At 70.8% G+C, this 20,434-nt stretch carries 17 protein-coding genes; 11 read left to right on the forward strand and 6 right to left on the reverse strand.

What is annotated here, in order from left to right:
* The first annotated feature begins 98 nt into the window (after window positions 1-98).
* Genes glf through ACH3VR_RS10365 form a run of 4 tightly spaced genes read left to right on the forward strand, consistent with a single transcriptional unit; the run spans window position 99 to window position 4,043 of the window.
* Entirely contained in the window at window positions 99-1,235 is a 1,137-nt protein-coding gene (glf, locus tag ACH3VR_RS10350; RefSeq protein WP_396640707.1) for a UDP-galactopyranose mutase, read from the forward strand.
* A 43-nt stretch (window positions 1,236-1,278) separates the two neighbouring features.
* Window positions 1,279-2,481 carry an L-2-hydroxyglutarate oxidase gene (gene lhgO, locus ACH3VR_RS10355; RefSeq protein ID WP_396640708.1) on the forward strand — a complete coding sequence of 401 codons (1,203 nt, stop codon included), beginning with the start codon at window positions 1,279-1,281 and terminating at the stop codon, window positions 2,479-2,481.
* A gap of 9 nt (window positions 2,482-2,490) precedes the next feature.
* Window positions 2,491-3,297: an ABC transporter permease gene (locus ACH3VR_RS10360; protein WP_396640709.1), complete on the forward strand. Its 807-nt coding sequence runs from the start codon at window positions 2,491-2,493 to the stop codon at window positions 3,295-3,297.
* Window positions 3,297-4,043: an ABC transporter ATP-binding protein gene (locus ACH3VR_RS10365; RefSeq protein ID WP_396640710.1), complete on the forward strand. Its 747-nt coding sequence runs from the start codon at window positions 3,297-3,299 to the stop codon at window positions 4,041-4,043. The genes ACH3VR_RS10360 and ACH3VR_RS10365 overlap by 1 nt, the downstream gene beginning before the upstream one ends.
* A 40-nt stretch (window positions 4,044-4,083) precedes the next feature.
* On the opposite strand, the gene ACH3VR_RS10370 is transcribed toward ACH3VR_RS10365, so the two are convergent.
* From ACH3VR_RS10370 to ACH3VR_RS10385, 4 genes are all read right to left on the reverse strand, one after another.
* The gene (locus ACH3VR_RS10370) at window positions 4,084-5,076 is read right to left on the reverse strand and encodes a glycosyltransferase family 2 protein (RefSeq protein ID WP_396640711.1); all 993 of its coding nucleotides are present in this window, start codon (window positions 5,074-5,076) and stop codon (window positions 4,084-4,086) included.
* A gap of 59 nt (window positions 5,077-5,135) precedes the next feature.
* Window positions 5,136-7,046, reverse strand: coding sequence for a glycosyltransferase (locus tag ACH3VR_RS10375; RefSeq protein WP_396640712.1), 1,911 nt, complete (start codon window positions 7,044-7,046; stop codon window positions 5,136-5,138).
* 90 nt (window positions 7,047-7,136) lie between these two features.
* Window positions 7,137-8,435 (reverse strand): O-antigen ligase family protein, encoded by a 1,299-nt coding sequence (locus ACH3VR_RS10380; RefSeq protein WP_396640713.1) that lies wholly within the window; start codon window positions 8,433-8,435, stop codon window positions 7,137-7,139.
* Entirely contained in the window at window positions 8,432-9,835 is a 1,404-nt protein-coding gene (locus ACH3VR_RS10385; RefSeq protein WP_396640714.1) for an O-antigen ligase family protein, read from the reverse strand. Before ACH3VR_RS10385 ends, ACH3VR_RS10380 begins: the two co-directional genes overlap by 4 nt.
* Before the next feature lie 42 nt (window positions 9,836-9,877).
* Between ACH3VR_RS10385 and manA the strand changes: the two genes are divergently transcribed.
* From manA to ACH3VR_RS10405, 4 genes are all read left to right on the forward strand, one after another.
* Window positions 9,878-11,041 carry a mannose-6-phosphate isomerase, class I gene (gene manA, locus ACH3VR_RS10390; protein WP_396640715.1) on the forward strand — a complete coding sequence of 388 codons (1,164 nt, stop codon included), beginning with the start codon at window positions 9,878-9,880 and terminating at the stop codon, window positions 11,039-11,041.
* A 225-nt stretch (window positions 11,042-11,266) separates the two neighbouring features.
* Window positions 11,267-11,593: a WhiB family transcriptional regulator gene (locus ACH3VR_RS10395; protein WP_397556503.1), complete on the forward strand. Its 327-nt coding sequence runs from the start codon at window positions 11,267-11,269 to the stop codon at window positions 11,591-11,593.
* An 80-nt stretch (window positions 11,594-11,673) separates the two neighbouring features.
* On the forward strand, window positions 11,674-14,514 hold the full coding sequence (locus ACH3VR_RS10400) for a glycosyltransferase (RefSeq protein ID WP_396640716.1): 2,841 nt from the start codon (window positions 11,674-11,676) through the stop codon (window positions 14,512-14,514).
* Window positions 14,511-15,911, forward strand: a complete 1,401-nt coding sequence (locus ACH3VR_RS10405; RefSeq protein ID WP_396640717.1) for a DUF5719 family protein — start codon at window positions 14,511-14,513, stop codon at window positions 15,909-15,911. The genes ACH3VR_RS10400 and ACH3VR_RS10405 overlap by 4 nt, the downstream gene beginning before the upstream one ends.
* A gap of 1 nt (window position 15,912) precedes the next feature.
* Here ACH3VR_RS10405 and ACH3VR_RS10410 read toward each other — a convergent pair whose 3' ends face one another.
* Window positions 15,913-16,353, reverse strand: a complete 441-nt coding sequence (locus ACH3VR_RS10410) for a metallopeptidase family protein (protein ID WP_396640718.1) — start codon at window positions 16,351-16,353, stop codon at window positions 15,913-15,915.
* A gap of 247 nt (window positions 16,354-16,600) precedes the next feature.
* On the opposite strand from ACH3VR_RS10410, the gene ACH3VR_RS10415 reads away from it, so the two are divergent.
* Both ACH3VR_RS10415 and ahcY read left to right on the forward strand, forming a co-directional pair.
* The gene (locus tag ACH3VR_RS10415; protein ID WP_396640719.1) at window positions 16,601-16,807 is read left to right on the forward strand and encodes a DUF3499 family protein; all 207 of its coding nucleotides are present in this window, start codon (window positions 16,601-16,603) and stop codon (window positions 16,805-16,807) included.
* 39 nt (window positions 16,808-16,846) lie between these two features.
* The gene (ahcY, locus tag ACH3VR_RS10420) at window positions 16,847-18,322 is read left to right on the forward strand and encodes an adenosylhomocysteinase (protein WP_396640720.1); all 1,476 of its coding nucleotides are present in this window, start codon (window positions 16,847-16,849) and stop codon (window positions 18,320-18,322) included.
* Window positions 18,323-18,425: 103 nt separating this feature from the next.
* Here ahcY and ACH3VR_RS10425 read toward each other — a convergent pair whose 3' ends face one another.
* Window positions 18,426-19,274, reverse strand: a complete 849-nt coding sequence (locus ACH3VR_RS10425; protein ID WP_396640721.1) for an RDD family protein — start codon at window positions 19,272-19,274, stop codon at window positions 18,426-18,428.
* A 16-nt stretch (window positions 19,275-19,290) separates the two neighbouring features.
* Between ACH3VR_RS10425 and ACH3VR_RS10430 the strand changes: the two genes are divergently transcribed.
* On the forward strand, window positions 19,291-20,286 hold the full coding sequence (locus tag ACH3VR_RS10430; RefSeq protein WP_396640722.1) for a stage II sporulation protein M: 996 nt from the start codon (window positions 19,291-19,293) through the stop codon (window positions 20,284-20,286).
* The last annotated feature ends 148 nt before the right edge of the window (window positions 20,287-20,434 follow it).

The following is a 20,434-nucleotide window of genomic DNA, read 5'->3' on the forward strand; positions in this document are numbered from 1 at the left end:
AGGGGACCGGGCACCGCGCCCCGGTACAATTCCATGAGCGGCGGGCGCTCCCTGCCGCATTGCCGTGTTCGCGGCGTCCGTCCCCAGAAAGCAGCCAAATGGATCTTCTCATCGTCGGCTCCGGCTTCTTCGGTCTCACCATCGCCGAACGCGCAGCGGCCTCGGGCCGCAAGGTCACCGTCATCGACCGCCGCCCGCACATCGGCGGCAACGCGTACAGCGAAGACGAGCCCGAAACCGGCATCGAAGTGCACAAGTACGGAGCGCACCTCTTCCACACGTCGAACCCCACGGTGTGGGAGTACGTCAACCGCTTCACGACGTTCACGGACTACGTGCACCGCGTGTACACGAACCACAAGGGCGTCGTGTTCCCGCTGCCGATCAATCTGGGCACGATCAACCAGTTCTTCCAGTCCGCGTACACGCCCGATCAGGCGCGGGCGCTCGTGCACGAGCAGGCCGGCGAATTCGATGCGAAGGATGCCGCGAACCTCGAGGAGAAGGGCATCGGCCTCATCGGACGCCCGCTGTACGAGGCGTTCATCCGCGACTACACGGGCAAGCAGTGGCAGACCGACCCGAAGGAGCTGCCCGCCGAGGTCATCAGCCGTCTGCCCGTGCGCTACACCTACGACAACCGCTACTTCAACGACACGTGGGAGGGTCTGCCGACCGACGGCTACACCGCGTGGCTCGAGCGGATAGCGGACCACCCGAACATCGAGGTCAAGCTCGACACCGACTACTTCGACGACTCCCAGCCGCTCAACAAGACGGCGACCGTCGGTCAGGTCCAGGTCGTCTACACGGGACCCGTCGACCGCTACTTCGACTATGCCGAGGGCGCTCTGTCGTGGCGCACGATCGACCTGGAGCAGGAAGTGCTTCCGGTCGGCGACTTCCAGGGGACGTCGGTGATGAACTACGCCGACGCAGACGTGCCGTACACGCGCATCCACGAGTTCCGTCACTTCCACCCCGAGCGCGCCGACCGCTACCCGACGGACAAGACCGTCATCATGCGCGAGTTCTCGCGCTTCGCCGATCGCGGCGACGAGCCGTATTACCCCGTGAACACCCCGCAGGATCGAGATGGGCTGCTCGCCTATCGCGAGCTCGCCAAGGGCGAGAAGGACGTGCTCTTCGGCGGCCGGCTCGGCACGTATCAGTACCTCGACATGCACATGGCGATCGGATCGGCGCTGTCGATGTGGAACAACCAGCTCGCGTGAACGCTCTCTGCAAGCATGTGAAGACGACGGTCGGGATGCGCTGATGGGCACGACCGGGATCATCGGCGGCGGAATCGTCGGAGTCGCCCTCGCACGGGCCCTCTCGGCGCTGGGCGACGAGGTGACGGTGCTCGAGAAGGAGCATCGCCTCGCCGAGCACCAGACCGGGCACAACTCGGGCGTCGTGCACGCCGGCCTGTACTACAAGCCGGGGTCGCTGAAGGCGACGCTGTGCGCGGCGGGCCGGGTGTCGATCCGCGAGTTCTGCCAGGAGAAGGGCCTGCCGTACCGGGAGGTCGGCAAGCTCGTGGTCGCGGTCGACGAGTCGGAGCTGGCGGCGCTGGCGGAGATCGAGCGACGTTCCATCGAGAACGGCGTGCCCGACCTGGCCCGCATCGACGACATCGCGCGGCTGCGTGAGATCGAGCCGCACGTCGCCGGCGTCGCGGCGGTGCACTCGCCGCACACCGCGGTGGTCGACTACGCGTCGATCACGGAGGCGATGGCGCAGGACGTCCGCGCCGCGGGCGGGCGGATCCGGCTGGGCCACGAGGTGACCGGCATCCGGCTCGACAACGGCCGCGTGCGCGTCGTGACTCCCGTCTCGGAGGACGTGTTCGACCGCCTCATCGTCTGCGCGGGTCTGCAGTCCGACGTCGTCGCGGGGCTGGTGGGCGCCGACCCGTCGCCGAGGATCCTGCCGTTCCGCGGCGAGTACTGGGAGCTCGCCCCGGAGCGCACCGATCTGGTCAAGGGCATGATCTATCCGGTGCCCGACCCGCGGTTCCCGTTCCTGGGCGTGCACTTCACCCGCGGTGTGTACGACAACGTGCACGTCGGCCCCAACGCCGTGCCCGCCCTGCGGCGCGAGGGATACAACTGGCTGCAGTGGTCGGTGAAGGACACCTGGGAGTCGCTGCGCTGGCCCGGCGCTCCGGCGCTCGCGAAGCAGCACTGGCGCATGGGCGTGGATGAGATCAGCGGGTCGCTGATCAAGCCTCTGTACTTCCAGAAGGCGCGCCGCTTCCTCCCCGAGCTGCGCCAGTCGGACCTCGCCCACAAGCACGGCGCCGGCGTGCGCGCGCAGGCATGGGGCCGCGGCGGCGAGCTCCTCGACGACTTCGCCGTCGACCAGGTCGGCCCGGTCACCCTCCTGCGCAACGCCCCCTCACCCGCCGCGACCAGCTCCATCGCCATCGCGGAATACGTCATCGCGACGTACTTGGACTCAGCGCGCGCCGCCTAGGATCTACAGGTGACCACTGCCGCCGTCGGCGCGCCCGGATCCCCCCAGCGCTACCTGCACTCCCTGTGGCTGCTGTCGGCACGCGATCTGCGGGTCCGCTACGCCACCAGCGCGCTGGGCTACCTGTGGTCGGTGCTCGATCCGCTCGTGATGAGCGCGATCTACTGGTTCGTTTTCACCCAGGTGTTCCACCGCACGGTGGGGCACGAGCCGTACATCGTCTTCCTCATCACGGCGCTGCTTCCGTGGGTGTGGTTCAACTCGGCGGTGTCGGACTTCACGAAGGCCTTCAACAAGGACGCCCGGCTGGTGCGGTCGACGGCGATCCCGCGGTCGATCTGGGTCAATCGCATCGTCCTGACGAAGGGCGTGGAGTTCCTCTGCTCGCTGCCCGTGATCGTGCTCTTCGTGGTGATCGCGGAGTTCTCCGACAAGCCCGCCCAGCTCAACTGGGGGCTGCTCTGGCTGCCCGTCGCGGTGGTCCTGCAGACCGTCCTGCTGGTCGGACTCGGACTGATCGTCGCGCCCCTGTGCGTCATGTACACCGACCTCGAGCGCACGACGCGCCTCATCCTGCGCGCGCTGTTCTATGCCTCGCCCGTGATCTACGGAGTGGAGGACCTCCCCGGCGTGTTCGAGACGCTCGCCGCATTCAACCCCCTCTCCGGGATCTTCGCCCTCTACCGGGTCGGGTTCTTCCCCGAGGAATGGGACCCGTGGGTCATCGGCGTCGGCGCCATCCTCTGCTTCGTCATCCTCGCGGTCGGCCTCTGGGTGTTCCGGCGGCTCGAGCGCCCGATCCTGAAGGAGCTGTGATGGCGGCATCCGCTCACGCGATCGAGGTTCGAGGCCTCGGCGTGCGGTTCCGGCGCAACCGCCGCGGTCGCCGCAGCTTCAAGGACCTCTTCGCGGGCTCGAAGCGCCGTGCGCGTCCCGGCGAGTTCTGGGCGCTGCGGGACGTCACGTTCACGGTCGCCCCGGGCGAGTCGATCGGCGTCGTGGGACGCAACGGGCAGGGCAAATCGACGCTCCTGAAGCTCGTCGCCGGGGTGCTCCTCTCGGACGAGGGCAGCGTGGCGGTCAACGGCGGCGTCGCGCCGCTCATCGAGATCACGGGCGGCTTCGTCGGAGACCTGACCGTGCGCGAGAACGTCTACCTCACGGCAGGACTGCACGGGATGCCGCGCTCCCACGTCGCCGGCAAATTCGACGAGATCCTCGAGTTCGCCGAGATCGGCGACTTCGTCGACACGCCCTACAAGCACCTCTCCAACGGCATGAAGGTGCGCCTCGCGTTCTCCGTCGTCTCGCAGCTCGACGAGCCCGTGCTGCTCGTCGACGAGGTGCTCGCCGTCGGCGACAAGGCCTTCCGGGAGAAGTGCTATCGGCGCATCGACGAGCTGCTCGCCGACGGGCGGACGCTCTTCTTCGTGAGCCACAGCGAGCGCGACCTGCGCCGGTTCTGCACGCGCGGGCTATATCTCGACAAGGGACGCCTTGCGATGGATGCCCCGATCGAGGATGTCCTCGACCGGTACAACGCCGACTATCCCGTCGGCTGACGCCGACTATCCCGTCGGCTGACGACGACGCGGCGGCTGACTAGGACGCCGCGACGAGCGGCGGCATCGTCTTGAACGACCGGTCGCGGGAGATCTTCCCGCCGTCGCGGAGTCCGCGGAACAGGTTCGACGTGCCGCGCACCTTGCGCTCGACGAAGACGAGGCGGATGAGCTCCTTGCCGAACGTCAGGGCCGTGCCCGTCGCGAACGGCACGCGACGGTAGACGCCGAGCGAGCGGTAGTACTGCTTGATGAGCGCGCGGTTGCGCATGATGTAGTAGCGGTACGCGTCGCTCGACGCGTTCATGTGGCGGATGCCCATGTCCCACTGCTTGATCTCACGCGTGCGACGCAGGACGAATTCGTTCACGATGACCGAGGTCGTCTTGCGCGAGGCGAGCCAGCCGTAGAGCTGGTCATCCCAGTAGATGAAGAAGCGCGGGTCGGGCAGGCCGATCTGCGTCACGATGTCGCGGTGGATGAACATGCCCTCGAAGCATCCCGAGTTCATCTCCTTGAAGCCCGACTCGTCGAAGCCCGAGGGAGCGAAGGGGATCGGGATGCCGAGAGGCTCGGCGACACGGTACTGCCAGTAGAACTCGCTGCCGTCGTAGTCGTAGCGCCGGCCCTGGATGCTCTTGAAGCGCGGCGCCCACTTGCCCATCTTGGCGAGGCCGTCGGGGATCACCTCGACGTCGTCGTCCATGAGCCACATCCACGACGAGCCCAGCTCGTACGCGACGCGCATGCCCTCGCTGAACCCGCCGGAGCCGCCCGTGTTGGTGTCGAGGCGGTGGTAGACGAGCTTCGTGCCGATGCGCTCGCGGAACGACTCGACGACCTCCGCGGTGTCGTCGGCCGAAGCGTTGTCGACGATGACCAGGTGGCCGGGCTTGGGGTCCATGCGCTCTATCGACTCGAGGAGTCGGGTCAGGAGGCCGGAACGGTTGTAGGTGACGACGGCGATCGTCGCGGAGGCGGGGTCGAATTCAGTGGTCGTCGTCATCGCAGGGCTGTCAGAGGCGAGAGGCATGGCGCGTGAATCCTACCGTGCCCGACTCGGCGCACCCTGGCAGGCGGCCTCGACCGCGTTCATCGACGGCCCTCGAACGTCGAGGTCCAGCTCTCGAGCGACGTCAGGTCGCCCATCGCCGCCCGGTAGCGGCGGGACAGTTCTGGCCACTGCCGCCGGAGTCTGCGGTGCAGGCGCACCGAGTCCACGAGCATACGGCGGTACTTCGCCCGGTCCCGCGTGTAGATGTTCTTCCCCGACCCGTCCGCCGCGCTCACGAGCGCGCTGTCGAACAGCGGCAGGCGCCACCAATGCGCGTCGCCCTTGCCGAACTCGACCTCGGGATGCGCCACGTTCTCCGGTCGCGGCGCGTGGAGCCAGTGCGAGACGAGTGCCGTCGCCGTGAACCAGCGGAGCCGGAGGCCGGTGGGGTTGTCGAAGTCGTGCGTGCGCCGCTTCTTGAAAACCTGTCGCCCACGCCGCGAGCGCAGGGGCACGCCCGTGTCCTTGTGGACCACGGTCTCGGGGAAGGCACTCGCGAGCTTCCGTGCCTCCGGCATGGCGGTGGCGAGGTTCGCACGCATGTGCTCGGGGCCGCTCAGGATGTCGCGGAGCGCCCGGTGCCGGAGCGCGACGGGGTAATACTGCATCATCATGAGGTGCTTGAGGTCCAGGCGACGGCTGTGGCGCAGGAGCGTTCCGCCGCTCGGGATCGTCGAGTGCAGGAGCGCCGCGACGATCCGATTGCGGGCATGGAAGTAGGCCTGCCAGTCGATCGAGTCGTCCTTGCCCACCCATGACACGTGCCACAGCGCGACACCGGGCATGGAGACGGTCGGCGTGCCGGCCTCCCGCGCGCGCAGACAGAATTCGGCGTCATCCCACTTGATGAACGCGGGCAGCGACAGGCCGACCTCGCGGATGACGTCGACGGGGATGAGGCACATCCACCAGCCGTTGTAATCGGCGTCCAGCCGCATGTGGAGCATTGGGTTCTGACGCAGGTTCGTCGCGCTGAAGTCGTGCGGCATCTTCTCCTGGAAGAGCGTGCGCCACATGAAGGGCGCTTCGTCCACGACCTCGGCCCACGCGTGCAGCTTCGGGCGGTCGAGCAGATCGAACATGTGCGCGCCGACGATCGTCGGCACCGACGCGTATCGGCCGAAGACGATCGACCGGCGCACCGACTCGGTCTCCAGACGCACGTCGTCGTCGAGCAGCTGGACGAACTCGCTCTCGCCGCGCTGGAGAGTCTCGGCCATCGCGCGCGCGAATCCTCCGGAGCCGCCCAGGTTGGGCTGCGTGATGATCTGGAGCTTCTCGCCGAGGGATGCCGCGACCTCCGCGAACTCCGGTTCCGCGTCGACGCGGCGGTCGCCCTGATCGATGATGAAGATGCGATCGAGCAGCTCGAGGACATCCGGCTCGGACGCCAGGTTCATGAGCGTCGAGATGCAGTAGTCCGGCTTGTTGTACGTCGTGATGCCGATCGACGCGTTGCCGGTGCGGACGGGAGCCGTCTCGGTGGTCCACTCGGCGCCCTCGAAGACGGCGCTCTTCTCGTCGGCGACGATGTCGAACCAGATCCACCCACCGTCGCTGTACTGGTCGAGGACCAGATCGAAATGCGAGGTGACGGAGCCCTCGACCTCTCGGGTCTCCACCCGCTGGCGGACTCCCGAGCCGTTGGACCGGTAGACCAGAACAGTCGCGGGCCCCGACGTGCGGACGGTCAGGCGCACGTCGCGCACGGGCGTCCAGTGCTGCCAGTACGAGGCGGGGAACGCGTTGAAGTAGGTGCCGAACGAGACGCGACGACCTGCGACGATGCGTGCGCGGCGACGATCGAGGATGTTGCCGAGGTGAGCGCGGCTCGACACGCGGACGGGCTCCTCGTCGATGACCGACCACGTCTCGGGGTCGGCATAGAGGGGCAGAAGGTCCGGATCGCGGTCCTGGGGGAAGACGACGTTCTGGAGGACGTGGGGCACGTGGATTCTCCGAGTGGGGGCAGCGGGCGCCGTGGCGTCGGGGCCGACAACGGATCCTACCGTGCCGGTCTCGGCAGACCCTGGGCGCGGTCAGGAATCGTGGGGCAGCTCGGGCCCCTCCGCCACATCCATCCGCTCGCGCCACGACCGGGATTGCCCCGCCCGCACGGCGCACAGCACGAGCAGCAGCCACCCGAGGCCCCACAGTGTGAAGCTCTCGAACATCGAGTCGACGAGCAGGGCGACGAGGGTGAGCGGCGTCCAGGCGTAGATGATCGAGCGCCGCTCGCTCGCGACGAGCCACGCCCGCACGAAGGCGAAGCCGCACAGAAGGAAGAAGAGGAGGAGCCCCACCCAGCCCAGCTGCAGAAGCACGTCGAAATACGCGTTCAATGCCGACGCGTGGGTCTGGCCGGATTGGAAGTTGATCGCGATGAACGGGATCTCGCTCGGCGCCCAGGGGCCGAACCACCCCCAGCCCTGCACGGGGCGCATGCGCACGAAGTTGAGCAGATTGGCCCACAGCGTCGCGCGAGTGGAGAAGTCGCTGCCCGCCCCGAGCCACGCGATGATCGGATGCCGCGCGAGATACGCGGCGCCGATGGCGACGATGAGCACGCCGCCGAACACCCATTGCATCGCCTGGCGCCGTTCCGGTGACGTGTGCCGCACGAGCCCCAGGGCCGCCGCGGCCACGGCGACGGCGGCGGCGAGGACGACGACGGTGGGGGAGTCGGACAGCACGGCCAGGACGCCGCCGAGCACGACGGAGAACAGCGACACCCCGGCGCGCACGGACTGCGTGCGGTACTCGATGAGGAACGTGATGAGCGCGAGGACGGCGACGAAGCCGAGCAGGTTGCGTGTTCCGAAGACGCCCTGGATGGGCCCGAACTTCGCGATGTTGCCCTGGATGCCGATGAAACGCAGGGGCATGTCCAGCAGGATGCCGGACAGCACCTCGAGGCCGAGCGAGATCGACAGCAGCACCCGCATGACATCGCCGAGTGCGCGCACCGTCTGCAGGGTGTCGCGGACGTGGCCGATCGTCACGGCGAGGAAGGCGATCGCCGCGAGCGACACCCACCCCCAGAAGCTCCTGGTCGCATCGGTGCTCCAGAAGACGCTCGCGAACGTCCAGCCGACGAACAGCACGAGCGTCGTCGGGACGAGCCGCACGAGCGAGATCTCGCGGCGCCGGGCGATCAGCATCCCGACCGCGAAGACGCACAGTCCCGCGATGATCGTGGCGTACGTGACCCGCCCGGCGATCCGCTCGATCGCGAACGCGCCGAAGACGGCGCCGAAGACGGTGAGCGTGAACGCGCGCGCGAGCGCGGCCGACGCGAGGATGCCGGTGACCCCGCGCGCCGCCGGCTCGCCGGTCACCGGGCCTGCTTCGTCAGCTCGCCGCGCTCTATCGCCAGCGTCTGCTCGGCGGGTCCGACGCCGATGTGCGGCGACTGCTTGATCTTGAAGCTGAACATGACGACGAACATCCAGCCCCAGAGCAGCAGCGGGCTCGACTCCTGCAGCCCCTGGACGAGCAGGATCGCCCCCACGAGGGTCGGCAGCAGCGAGAGCGCCGAGTACGGGCGGTCGTCGCGCAGATCCCATCGGGGCCTGTCGACGGCGAAGAACCAGGCGCGCCACACGAAGGCGAGGTAGGTGAGCGCCATGAGCACGACGCCGATGATGCCGAGCTGCAGGTAGACGTCGACCCACATGTTGTGCGCCTGCATGACGGTCTGACCGTGGTCGATGATCCAGCCGTCGAAGGCGGGGTCGCTGGGATTCCACGGCGTCGCGAAGCCCCAGCCCACCCATGGGCGCTCGTTCGCCTTCGCGAGCACGACCTCCCAGATCTGCTCGCGGCCGGTGAAGTCGGAGTCGCGGCCGACGAGCGCGAACAGCTGCTCGCGCAGCGCCCAGAGCGCGGCGAGGCCGCCGATGCCGATCAGGGCGTAGCCGATGTAATACGGCGTCCGCTGTCCGGGCCCCTTGGCGCGACGCATGAGCAGCACGGTGATGAGCACGACGACGACGGCCGCCGCTTCGGCGTACGACGTCGCCGAGCCCGCGCGGACCATCATGTAGGCGGCGACGACGATCCAGATGTAGAGCGGCACGCGCCGCGGAGCGCCCGCCGCGAGGCGGATCGCGAACACGATGATCGCGAGGAGGCACAGGGGGCCGAGCAGGTTGGCGTTGCCGACGATGCCCTGGATGCGGCCGCCGTCGATGAGGTTGTTCCGGGACCAGAAGACGATCGGGTCGACCTTGCCCTCGGGCGTCGGCTGGAAGCCCGGCATGACGGCGTGCTGGACGAACAGCGACACGAACAGCTCGAAGGCGAGCGAGAGTGCGAGCACCCACTTGAGCGCCGACGCGATCGCCCGCACGAGCTCGCGCCACGTCAGCACGATTCCGACGAAGAGTGCCTGAAGGGTCGTGAGCGCGAGCAGCAGCAGTGTCAGCGCCGTCGTCTGCGGCCACGCCGACCAGAAGAACGACAGGCCCGCCCACACGACGTACGCGAGCGCGAACTCGGGGAGCCGACGCCACTGCACGGGCGGCCGGATGCCGATCCACAAGCCCAGCGAGAGCAGCCCGCTGCCGATCGCGATGACGGCCGCCGCGAGCTCTCCGAAGGCGTTCACGAGCGAGGTGCCCGCGAGCGCCGTGAACAGCACGAAGATGCACCACGCGCGCAGCATGAGGTGCGCCGTCGTCTCGCGCGCCGGGGCCTCCGGCGGCGCCGAGGCCGGATGCTTCGAGTGCAGCGCCATGGTGGAATCAGGGTACCCCGGGCCCGCCGATAGGCTGAGGACATGCTGGCCCCTCTCGTGAACGAGCCGCGCGACTACGCCTGGGGGTCCACGACCCTCATCGCCGAGCTGGAGGGCCGCGCCCCGACCGGCCGCCCGGAAGCAGAGGTCTGGTACGGCGATCACCCCGGCGACCCTGCGGTCGTCCCCGACGGCCGTGCGCTCGGGGAGTGGCTCGCGAGCGACGCGGCGTCGACGGGTGCGCCGCAGCGGCTTCCGTACCTCCTGAAGGTGCTGGCGGCGGCATCCCCGCTCTCGATCCAGGCTCATCCCTCGAAGCGTCAGGCCGAAGAGGGCTTCGCCCGGGAGGAGGATGCCGGCATCCCGCGCGATGCCGGCGTGCGCACGTATCGCGACGACAACCACAAGCCCGAGCTCATCGTCGCGGTCAGCGACACGTTCACGGCGCTCGCAGGGCTCCGCGACCTCGATGCGACCAAGCGCCTCGTCTCCGCGCTCGGCGCGGCGGGCGAGCCGCTCCTCGAGCACCTGGCCGGGGCCGACGAGGCGACCGCGATGCGCGACACGATCGCCTGGCTGCTCTCGGGCACGGCTCAGGCCGAGGTCGATGCGATCGTCGCGGCGGCCGCCGACGCCGACGTCCCCGGGTTCCGCGCCGAGCTCGATCTCGTGCGCCACCTGAACGCCGCCTATCCCGGCGATCCCGGCGTCGTGGTCGCGCTGCTCCTGAACCTCGTGACGCTGAACCGGGGCGAGGCCGTCTTCGTGCCGGCCGGCGTGCTGCACGCCTACGTCGCAGGCCTCGGCGTGGAGCTCATGGCCGCGAGCGACAACGTGCTGCGCGGCGGACTCACGCCCAAGCACATCGACGTCGCCGAGCTCCTCGACGTGCTCGACCCGACGCCCGGTCCGCCGCCCGTGCTGCGTCCCGTCGACCTCGGCGGGGGCGTGGAGCGCTTCGAAGGCCCCGGTATCTCCGACTTCGCGCTGCTGCACACGCACGTCTCGGAAGGCACCCCGGCCCAGATCGCGCTCGACGGCGTCGCGATCGCGATCGTGACCGCCGGCGAGCTCGACGTCGAGGGCGCGGCATCCGGTGACCACGCGACGCTCATCCCGGGGGTCGGCGTCCTCGTGACCCCCGACGAGGGCGCGCTGCAGGTCTCCGGCGAGGGCGATCTCTTCATCGCCGTCCCCGGCCGCTGAGGGTGGCCGGCGTCCGCTCGGAACCGGGTCCCGCCTGAGCGGGCACTCGGTGCCGCCTCGGCGCGCGATGTGCGATATCCGAATGCAACACGCCGTCGGCGCGTCGTGAACCCTCAACCGCGGGCTGAGGCTTTATGGTTCGCGACTTGACCCGAGCGAATTACACGGGTGTAATTGCTCGTACACGCGAACCAGCGTGGGGGGTTGAGCAGGTGGGAGAACGAGATGACGGTTTCGCAGTACCGTTCCGGCGTTCCCGACAATTGGTTCGTCGATCCGGTCAACCTGGGCGTTCCGGGGGTGCGTCGTCCCGTCGAAGGCGAAGACGACAATCCTCTGTCCTGGCAGACCGATGCGCTGTGCGCACAGACAGATCCCGAGGCCTTCTTTCCGGAGAAGGGCGGCTCGACACGTGACGCGAAGCGCATCTGCTCTTCGTGCGACGTGCGCGGCGAATGCCTCGAGTACGCGCTCCAGAACGACGAGCGCTTCGGGATCTGGGGCGGCCTGAGCGAGCGCGAACGGCGCAAGCTCAAGCGCCGCGCCGGCTGATCCAGGGCACATCCGCGATCCGGGGCACGCGGCGCGTGCGCCCGGAACCGCGGATGCCCCGCGCCTAGGCTGACGACGTCATGCCTGGCCGAGTACACGCGATCCTCGTCGTGCGCCCCGATGGGCGCACGCCCGCCGCTTTCCATCTGCGGAGGACCCTCGCAGCGCTTCAGGCGCAATCGCGTCCGGTCGATGCGCTCACGATCGTCGTGTGCGGCGAGGATCCCATCGTCGCCGAGGTCGCGGCATCCGCTCCCGCCGAATCGGTCATCACCGCCCCCGCGCGCACGCGGTTCGCGGAGGCGACCGCCATCGCGAGCCGCCGCGTATCGGGCGAGTCCGTGTGGCTGCTCGCACAGGACACCGCTCCCGAGCCCGAGGCGCTCAGCCGGCTGACGGCGGCGCTCGAGCTCGCACCGTCCGTCGCGTTCGCCGCGCCGAAGCTCGTGCGCGCCGACGACCGGTCGACGATCGTCTCGCTCGGGGTGACCGTCACCCGCCTCGGCCGGACGGTGGGCCTCGCCGACGGCGAGTTCGATCAGGGCCAGCACGATGTCCGAGAGGATGTGCTCGGCGCCGATGTGCGCGGCATCCTCGTGCGCACGGAGGCGTGGGAGCAGCTCGGCGGCCTCGACCGCGCGCTCGCGGGTGCCGACGAAGGCCTCGATCTCGGCATCCGCGCCCGTCTGGCGGGATCCCGCGTGACCCTCGTGCCGGGTGCGCTCGTCGCCGTCTCGGGAGACGGCGTCGCAGGACCCGGCCTCCCGATCTCGCGCGGTCGCCGCCTGCAGACGGCGCTGGCCGCCCGCACGGCGCAGCTGCACCGCCGCCTCGCCTACGCCCATCCGGTCGCACTGCCGTTCCTCTGGCTCTCGCTCCTGCCCCTCGCGGCCTGGCGCACGATCGTGCTCCTCGTCGGAAAGCAGCCCGGCCTCATCGGACCCGAGTGGGCCGCGTCGGCCGTGGCCCTCGTCCGGGTGGGGGCGATCGCGCGCTCGCGCGCTCGCATCCGTCACGCCCGCCAGGCGTCGTGGGCGCAGCTGGCCCCCCTGCGCGTGACCAGCACCGAGCTGCGCGAACGGCTCGACGGCGGGCCGGACGCCCTCGGCGAGGCCCGTCGGGGCGAGCTGCGCTTCTTCTCGGGCGGCGGCGCGTGGCTCGTGCTCGCGGCGATCGTCGCGTCGGTCGCCGCTTTCCCCGCGCTGCTGGCCTGGCCCGTCCTCGGCGGCGGCGGGCTCCAGCCGCTGCGTTCGGCCGTCGCACAGCTGTGGGCGGATGCCGCCTGGGGCACGCGCGCCCTGGGGCTCGACACGACGGGCCCTGCCGATCCGTTCGCGGCCGTCGTGGCGGTCGTCGGCTCGCTGTGGCCCGCCGAGCCGTCGCGCGTCGTCGTGATCCTGTGGGTGGCGGCGATCCCGCTCGCGGCGCTCGGCGGCTGGTTCGCCGCGACCCGCGTGACCGACCGGTCCGTCCTGCGCATCACGGGCGGCGCCGTGTGGGCGCTGGCCCCGACCTTCCTCGCGGCGCTCGTCGAGGGCCGGCCTCCGGCCGTCATCGCGCACCTCCTTCTTCCCTGGCTCTTCTACGCGGGCGCGGTCGCCCACCGGTCGTGGGTTGCGGCGGGCGCGGCATCCCTCCTCTTCGCCGGCGTCGTGGCGTGCGCGCCCTCGCTCGCGCCGGCGCTCGTCGTGCTGTGGGTCGTCGCGCTCGGGCTCACCATCGCGCGTCGTGCGGGCCGCGGCGTCGCGCAGCTGGTGTGGGTCGTGATCCCTGCCGCGGCGCTCGCGGCACCCCTCGTGTGGCATCAGCTGCGCATCGGCAACCCCTGGAGCCTGGTCGCCGACCCCGGCGTGCCGTGGGCGGGACCGCAGGTCGCACCCGACGCGGCCGGTCGCGCGCTGCTGGCCGCGGGCTTCCCGACGGCGGATCCCGGCGGGTGGGGTGCCTTCCTCGGCGGTGCGCCCACGTGGTGGGTGCCGCTTCTGGCGGCGCCGATCGCCGTGCTCGCGCTCATCGCCCCCCTCACTCAGCGCTGGGTCGCCGGCGTCGTGCTGCTGATCGTCGCCGCGGCCGGCATCGCCACGGCCTTCGCCGCCGCGGCGGTCGCCGTCTCGTTCGCGCAGTCCGCCGCCGTCTCGGTCTGGCCCGGGGCGGGCGTGAGCCTCGCGTGGCTGGGAGCGCTGGGCGGGGCCCTGGTCGCCCTCGACTCCGGGCTCGCGCCGCGAGTGGCCTTCGCGCGCGGCGCGGCGGCCGCCCTCGTGCTCGTCGCGATCGGAGTGCTGTCGGTGCCCGCGCTCACGGCGTCGGCGCGGGGTGCGACGTTCCTGACGCTCGGCCCGGCGAGCACGCTTCCCGCCTATGTCGCCGCCGAGGGCCGGGACGACCCCGACGTCGGCACGCTGGTGCTCACGCCGCAGAACGCGGGCGGCGTCGCCGCCGAGGTCGTGTGGGGCGGCAGCGAGACGCTCGGCGGCCAGACGACGATCGTCTCGACCCGCACCGAGGCCTCCGCTCAGGATCGGAGGCTCGCCAACCTGTCCGCCGACCTCGTGACGGCGTCGGCGGGGGATGCCGTCACCGACGCAGCGGCGGACGGGATCGGCTTCGTGCTCCTCGCGCCCGCCGCCGACCCGGAGTCCGATGCGGCGCGCTCGTTCCGCCTGTCCGCGCAGACCGCGCTCGATCAGCGCGACGACCTCGATGCCGTCGGTGTCACGCCGAAGGGCGCGCTGTGGCGCGTGACGGTGCCGATCGCCCCGCGAGCCGAGGCAGCCGACCCGCAGCGCACGCGGTGGATCGCCTTCGGACAGCTCGCCGCCGTCGCGGTCGCGCTCCTGCTCGCCCTGCCGACGGCGGGGGCCCGGCGAGCGGCGCAGCGCACCCCGCGCGTCGTGGGCCACTACTGGCAGGAGGGCCGATGAGCGATCGCCGCACCTTCCGCTGGGCGACGACGGGTGCCCGCGTCCTCGCGGGCACGCTCGTGGCGGCCGGCTTCGTCGTCGCCGTCGCGACGGCCGTCGCCGTGCCGTGGCCGACCCTCGCGCACGAGCCCGTCGAGGTCGTCGCGACCCCGGCGCCGGAGGCGAGCGTCCTCGCCTGCGCCGGCTCGCTCCTCGCCCTCGGGCGCGACGCTTCCGCCGCCGATGTCGTCTCCGCCGCGGGCGAGCAGGTGCTCACCGCGGGTGTGCGCGACGGATCCGACCCGCCGTCGGAGTCGCAGCTGTCGACGCAGGTCGACGGATCCGTCGCAGCCGTGTTCATCGCCGACCCTCAGGACCGCACGCGCACCGACGTCGCCGCGTCGGGATCCACGTCGATCGGCGACCCCGACCTGTCCGGGTTCGCGGCATCCGCGTGCCGTCCGCCCCTCATGGAGTCGTGGCTCGTCGGTGGATCGACCGCGACGGGCTCGTCGGACATCGTGATCGTCGGCAACCCCGGCGTCGTGCCCGCCACGGTCGAGCTGACGGTCTACGGCACGGACGGCCCTGTCGTCCCGCCCGGTGGCCGGCTCGTCGTGCCCGCGGGGTCGCAGCGCGTCATCGCGCTCGCGGGCCTCGCGCTCGGCCAGGACAGCCCCGTCATCCGGGTCTCGGCGACCGGCGCTCCCGTGACGGCCGTTCTGCAGGCGAGCATCCAGCGCACGCTCGCCGCCGGTGGAGTCGATCAGGTCGGCGCGATCCAGGCTCCCGAGGCGCACGTCTATATCCCGGGCGTGTCGGTCGTCGAGACGGGGGGAGCGGGATCGGATGCCTCCACCGCCCTGCGGCTGCTCTCGCCGTCCGCCGACACGACGGCGACGGTCACGGTGACCCAGACGGGGCTCGCCGATGCAAGCGCCCCGATCTCGGTGGCGCTGACCGCGGGAAAGCCGCTCGATCTGGATCTAGGCGGCCTCGCCGCGCGCGAATACACGGTGCGTGTCGACGCGGAGGCGCCGGTCCTCGGGGCCGTGTGGCAGACGACCGGCTTCGGCGAGGGCGCCGACTTCGCGTGGTACACGCCGGCGCCCGAGGTCGCGGTGCCGAGTCTGTTCGCGACGCCGTCGGGCCCGTCGCCCGCGCTGACGGTCGTGAACCCGACCGATCAGGACGCCGCGGTGACCGTGGACGCCGTCGACGGCTCGAGCTCGACGACCGTCACGATCCCCGCCCAGCGTTCGACGCGATTCAGCCTGCGCTCGCGCACGGTGTACTCGCTCGACGCCGGCGCGGTGGGCGTGCGCGCGGGCGTCTCGCTCACGGGCGTCGGGGCGCTCGCGGGCTTCCCGGTGTGGTCGGCCGACACCGCGGCCGAGCCGATCGTCGTCTACCCCTGAGTCAGAAGTACCGGAAGCGCTCGGGTCCGAGATCCCAGGGGTCGCGGTCGAGATACTCGGCCGCCGCGCGGAAGACCGAGCCCTCGATCATCATGCGGCGGTGCGCGTCGTCGTTGCGATGCAGGTGGCTCAGCCGCTCGATGGGCAGGCGATAGAGGATGATCCGCTTCTCCGCCGACAGCACGTGCCACCGCGGGATGCCGTCGTCGTCGGTCGCGGGAGGCATGTCGGCGATCTCGAAGCTGACGTCGCGCAGCTCCTCCCACGCGGAGCGCAAGAACTCCGCCGTCGTGCCGACGGCGAGGTCGAAGCGATCGGCGCGTGTGTCGAGCGGGGGGAGGGGCGGCCGTACGACGGGGCTGCGGCCCTCGCGTCCGTGGCGTCCGTGCCGCGCAGGGCGTCTCGCCCTCCGGGCAGCGTCCCTCGTCCTCCGCCACGCCATGCACCCATCCTAGGTGCGGCCCCTGACGCGCGGCCGGGCCGAGGCGCGTGCGGCTCGCGCCGTCTCGGGTTCGGGGCGCGCGCCGATGGCGACACGCCCTCGCCGACGGCGTGTCGTGCGCGTCGTTCGCCCCGAACCCGAGAAGGACGGGATGCCGGCGCGCACCGGGTCGGGTCGGGAGGGGATCCGCGGGGCCGGCGGCGCGGCATCCTGAACCGTGTCGGAAGGCGGCGCTAGGGTCGGACCGATGCGCGAGAGACTCTGCTCCAAGGTGGGATGCGCCCGCGAGGCGGTGTCGACCCTGACGTACGACTACGGCGACCAGATGGCGGCCCTGGGGCCTCTCGGCGCCGACGGCGATCCGCACGCGCACGACCTCTGCGCGATCCACACCGACCGGCTGTCGGTCCCCAAGGGATGGGTGGTCGTGCGGCACGAGACGCTGCGCGTCTGACCAGGGTCGCCGCTCAGGCGGTCATGGAAGAATGGGCGGATGCCCACCACCACCGCCTCTGAGGCATCCGTGCGCCCCCTCGAGTTCGACGTCGCCGACCTCTCCCTCGCCGAGGCCGGCCGGCACCAGATCCGCCTCGCCGAGAACGAGATGCCCGGCCTCATGGCCCTCCGCGAGGAGTTCGGCCCGACGCAGCCGCTCGCCGGAGCCCGCATCGCCGGCTCGCTGCACATGACGGTGCAGACGGCCGTCCTCATCGAGACGCTCACAGCCCTCGGCGCGCAGGTGCGGTGGGCGAGCTGCAACATCTTCTCGACGCAGGACGAAGCCGCCGCGGCGATCGCCGTCGGCCCCACCGGGACCGTCGACGCGCCGGCCGGCGTGCCCGTCTTCGCCTGGAAGGGCGAGACCCTCGAGGAGTATTGGCGCTGCACCGACCGCATCTTCGACTGGTCGGCCGAGGGTGCAGACGGCCCGAACCTCATACTCGACGACGGCGGCGACGCGACCCTGCTCGTGCACAAGGGCGTCGAGTTCGAGAAGGCCGGGGCGGTCCCTGCGACGGCGGCGGATGACTCGCACGAGTACGGCATCATCCTCGACACGCTGCGCGCGAGCCTCGCACGCGACCCGCAGCGCTTCACGCGCATCGCGGCCGAGCTCATCGGCGTGACGGAGGAGACGACGACGGGCGTGCACCGCCTGTACGAGCTCGCGGCATCCGGAGACCTGCTCTTCCCCGCGATCAACGTCAACGACTCCGTGACGAAGTCGAAGTTCGACAACACGTACGGCATCCGCCACTCGCTGCCCGACGGCATCAACCGCGCGACCGACGTGCTCATCGGCGGCAAGGTCGCCTTCGTCGCCGGCTACGGCGACGTGGGCAAGGGCTCCGCCGAGGCCCTCCGCGGCCAGGGCGCCCGTGTCATCATCGGCGAGATCGACCCCATCTGCGCCCTTCAGGCCGCGATGGACGGCTTCCAGGTCGCCCGCCTCGACGACGTCATCGACCAGGTCGACATCGTCATCACGGGCACCGGCAACACGCGGGTCGTGACGCCCGAGCACCTTCTCGGCCTCAAGCACCTCGCGATCGTCGGCAACGTCGGGCACTTCGACGACGAGATCGACATGGCGGGCCTCGCCGCGATCCCCGGCGTGGAGAAGATCGAGATCAAGCCCCAGGTGCACGAGTGGCGCCTGCCGAACGGTCGCAGCGTGCTCGTCCTCAGCGAAGGACGCCTCATGAACCTCGGCAACGCCACGGGGCATCCATCGTTCGTCATGAGCGCGTCGTTCTCGAATCAGGTGCTCGCGCAGCTCGAGCTCTACACGAAGCGCGAGGAGTACCCCGTCGGCGTGTACACGCTGCCCAAGACGCTCGACGAGAAGGTCGCACGCCTGCACCTCGCGGCGCTCGGCGTCGAGCTGACGACCCTCACGGCCGAGCAGTCGGCGTACCTCGGCGTCCCCGTCGACGGCCCGTACAAGCTCGACCACTACCGGTACTGACCCGCGAGACTACTTCGGTTGGACGAGACAGCGGGTGATGCCCACCGTCTCGTCCGACCGATGTAGTCTCGGCGCCCGGCGTGGGTCCTCGCTTTCGAGGAGGTCAGCGCTGGGGGAAGCCCCGCGGTGCGCCGGACGCGCCGGCGGTGAGCGCGGCGACCCGCTGGGTCTCGAGGCCGAGCGCGCGCAGCTCGCGGTCGCGGCGCACCGCGACGACGGCGCGCAGCATCGTCTCGGGATCGACGGCCGGCACGGGCGACACGAACTCCCGCACTTCGGAGGCGAGGGATGCCGCACTCCGCGCGCGCGCCGCGGGTGCCATGCCGTCGGCGTGGGACACGAACTGGGCGGTGCGGCGGGCGAGCCGGTCGGGCAGGCGGGCGACGTCGGCGATCGCGGCCCAGTGCAGCAGGTGCGGAGGCACCCCGGGAGCCGACGGGGGGAGCGCGGGCGTGCGCGTGCGCTCCGAGTAGGTGCCGGCGAGGAGGTCGCCGAGGCGCTGCGATCGCGGCGTGAACGCTCCGACGATCGCGGCGACGGCCCCCGCTGTGAACCAGATCTCGAAGACGCCGACGAGCGCGCGCACGAACGCCTGGCGGAAGCCCGCTGCGCCGCCGTCGGCGCGGACGATCCGCCCCCCGACGAGGAGCTTGCCGAGGCTGCGGCCCCGCGTCGCGGTCTCGACGACCGTCGGCAGCACCACCGTGACGGTCACGAGCGCGGCGATCGTCACGATCGGCAGGGCGGCGGCATCCACCATTCCCTGACCGATGAGCCACGACGCGACGAGCGCGAACAGCACGAAGAGGGCGATCGCGATCAGCACGTCGATGATGCAGCCCAGCGCCCGCAGGAAGAAGCCGATCGGCTGCACGTCGAGGGCGACCGCCTCACCAGTGAGGATCTCGTCCTGACGGATGTCGACGACCGTCGGAGCAGGTGCGTCGGCCATGCGTAAAGTAAACCAAATGGACCTCGACGCCCTCACCGCCGCGCGCCGCGCGGAGTGGGAGCGGCTCGACGAACTCAGCCGCTCCCGGTCGCTGTCGGGTGCGCAGGTCGACGAGCTCGTGACGCGCTACCGCGCGGCATCCGCCGATCTCGCCGACATCAAGACGTCGGCGGGACGCACCACGCAGGGTGACCACGTGTCGACGATGCTCGCGCGGGCTCGGCTGCGGCTCACGGGCGGCCCCGACAACGCGCTGCGGCAGATCCCCCGGTTCTTCGCGCTGCAGCTTCCCGCCGCGCTCTACCGCGTGCGGTGGACGGTGCTCGTCATCGCGCTGTCGTTCGTCATCGTGGTCGCGGCGGTCGCGTTCTGGGTGTCGGGCGACCCCGCGCTCGTCGCGTCGCTCGGCAGCGACGCGCAGCTGTCGTACTACGCGCAGCACGGTTTCACCGATTACTACAGCGAGAACCCCGCCGCCGTCTTCGCCGGCACCGTGTGGACGAACAACGCGTGGATCGCGGCGCAGTGCGTGCTCTTCGGCATCACCGGCATCTGGCCGCTCATGGTGCTCGTCCAGAACGCCGTCGGCGTCGGCATCGCGGCGGCCGTCATGATCGCGTACGGCCGTGGCGACGTCTTCCTGCTCTTCATCCTCCCGCACGGCATGCTCGAGCTGACGAGCATCTTCGTCGCGGGCGCCGCGGGGCTGCACGTCTTCTGGGCGTGGGTCGCGCCCGGTCCGCGCTCGCGCGGCGAGTCGCTCGCGTCGGCGGGCCGGTCGCTCGCCACGATCGCGATCGGGCTCGTCATCGCGCTCGCCGTTTCGGGGGCCATCGAGGGCTTCGTGACGGCGCAACCCTGGCCGTGGCCCGTCAAGATCGGCATCGGCGCGACGGCACTCGCGGCGTTCCTCGTCTACATGCTCGTCGTCGGGCGCCGTGCGCACCGGCTGGGCGAGACGGGCGACCTCACGGAGTACGAGGCGGGCACGCCGACCCTTGTCGCCGGCTGAGCCCCGGTTTCGTCCGCACCGGGATCGTGCCGGATCTCGGCCGAGTGTGACGACACGCCGGCCAGAGGCGCGTCGGATGCGGCTGCAGACCAGCGAGCCGAGATGCGGGACACTTCGGTCGGCGCTCGGGCGAGACGGGCGCCGGAGG

The organism is Microbacterium alkaliflavum (assembly GCF_044325405.1).
Classification (GTDB): domain Bacteria; phylum Actinomycetota; class Actinomycetes; order Actinomycetales; family Microbacteriaceae; genus Microbacterium; species Microbacterium alkaliflavum.

What these genes read in the sequence shown, in the direction of transcription:
- ahcY (WP_396640720.1), top strand. Translation starts at nt 16,847, where the DNA reads ATGCCCACCACCACCGCCTCTGAGGCATCCGTGCGCCCCCTCGAGTTC.
- ACH3VR_RS10405 (WP_396640717.1), top strand. Translation starts at nt 14,511, where the DNA reads ATGAGCGATCGCCGCACCTTCCGCTGGGCGACGACGGGTGCCCGCGTC.
- manA (WP_396640715.1), top strand. Translation starts at nt 9,878, where the DNA reads ATGCTGGCCCCTCTCGTGAACGAGCCGCGCGACTACGCCTGGGGGTCC.
- ACH3VR_RS10415 (WP_396640719.1), top strand. Translation starts at nt 16,601, where the DNA reads ATGCGCGAGAGACTCTGCTCCAAGGTGGGATGCGCCCGCGAGGCGGTG.
- ACH3VR_RS10395 (WP_397556503.1), top strand. Translation starts at nt 11,267, where the DNA reads ATGACGGTTTCGCAGTACCGTTCCGGCGTTCCCGACAATTGGTTCGTC.
- ACH3VR_RS10425 (WP_396640721.1), bottom strand. Translation starts at nt 19,274, where the DNA reads ATGGCCGACGCACCTGCTCCGACGGTCGTCGACATCCGTCAGGACGAG.
- ACH3VR_RS10410 (WP_396640718.1), bottom strand. Translation starts at nt 16,353, where the DNA reads ATGGCGTGGCGGAGGACGAGGGACGCTGCCCGGAGGGCGAGACGCCCT.
- ACH3VR_RS10430 (WP_396640722.1), top strand. Translation starts at nt 19,291, where the DNA reads ATGGACCTCGACGCCCTCACCGCCGCGCGCCGCGCGGAGTGGGAGCGG.
- ACH3VR_RS10370 (WP_396640711.1), bottom strand. Translation starts at nt 5,076, where the DNA reads ATGCCTCTCGCCTCTGACAGCCCTGCGATGACGACGACCACTGAATTC.
- ACH3VR_RS10365 (WP_396640710.1), top strand. Translation starts at nt 3,297, where the DNA reads ATGGCGGCATCCGCTCACGCGATCGAGGTTCGAGGCCTCGGCGTGCGG.
- glf (WP_396640707.1), top strand. Translation starts at nt 99, where the DNA reads ATGGATCTTCTCATCGTCGGCTCCGGCTTCTTCGGTCTCACCATCGCC.
- ACH3VR_RS10385 (WP_396640714.1), bottom strand. Translation starts at nt 9,835, where the DNA reads ATGGCGCTGCACTCGAAGCATCCGGCCTCGGCGCCGCCGGAGGCCCCG.
- lhgO (WP_396640708.1), top strand. Translation starts at nt 1,279, where the DNA reads ATGGGCACGACCGGGATCATCGGCGGCGGAATCGTCGGAGTCGCCCTC.
- ACH3VR_RS10400 (WP_396640716.1), top strand. Translation starts at nt 11,674, where the DNA reads ATGCCTGGCCGAGTACACGCGATCCTCGTCGTGCGCCCCGATGGGCGC.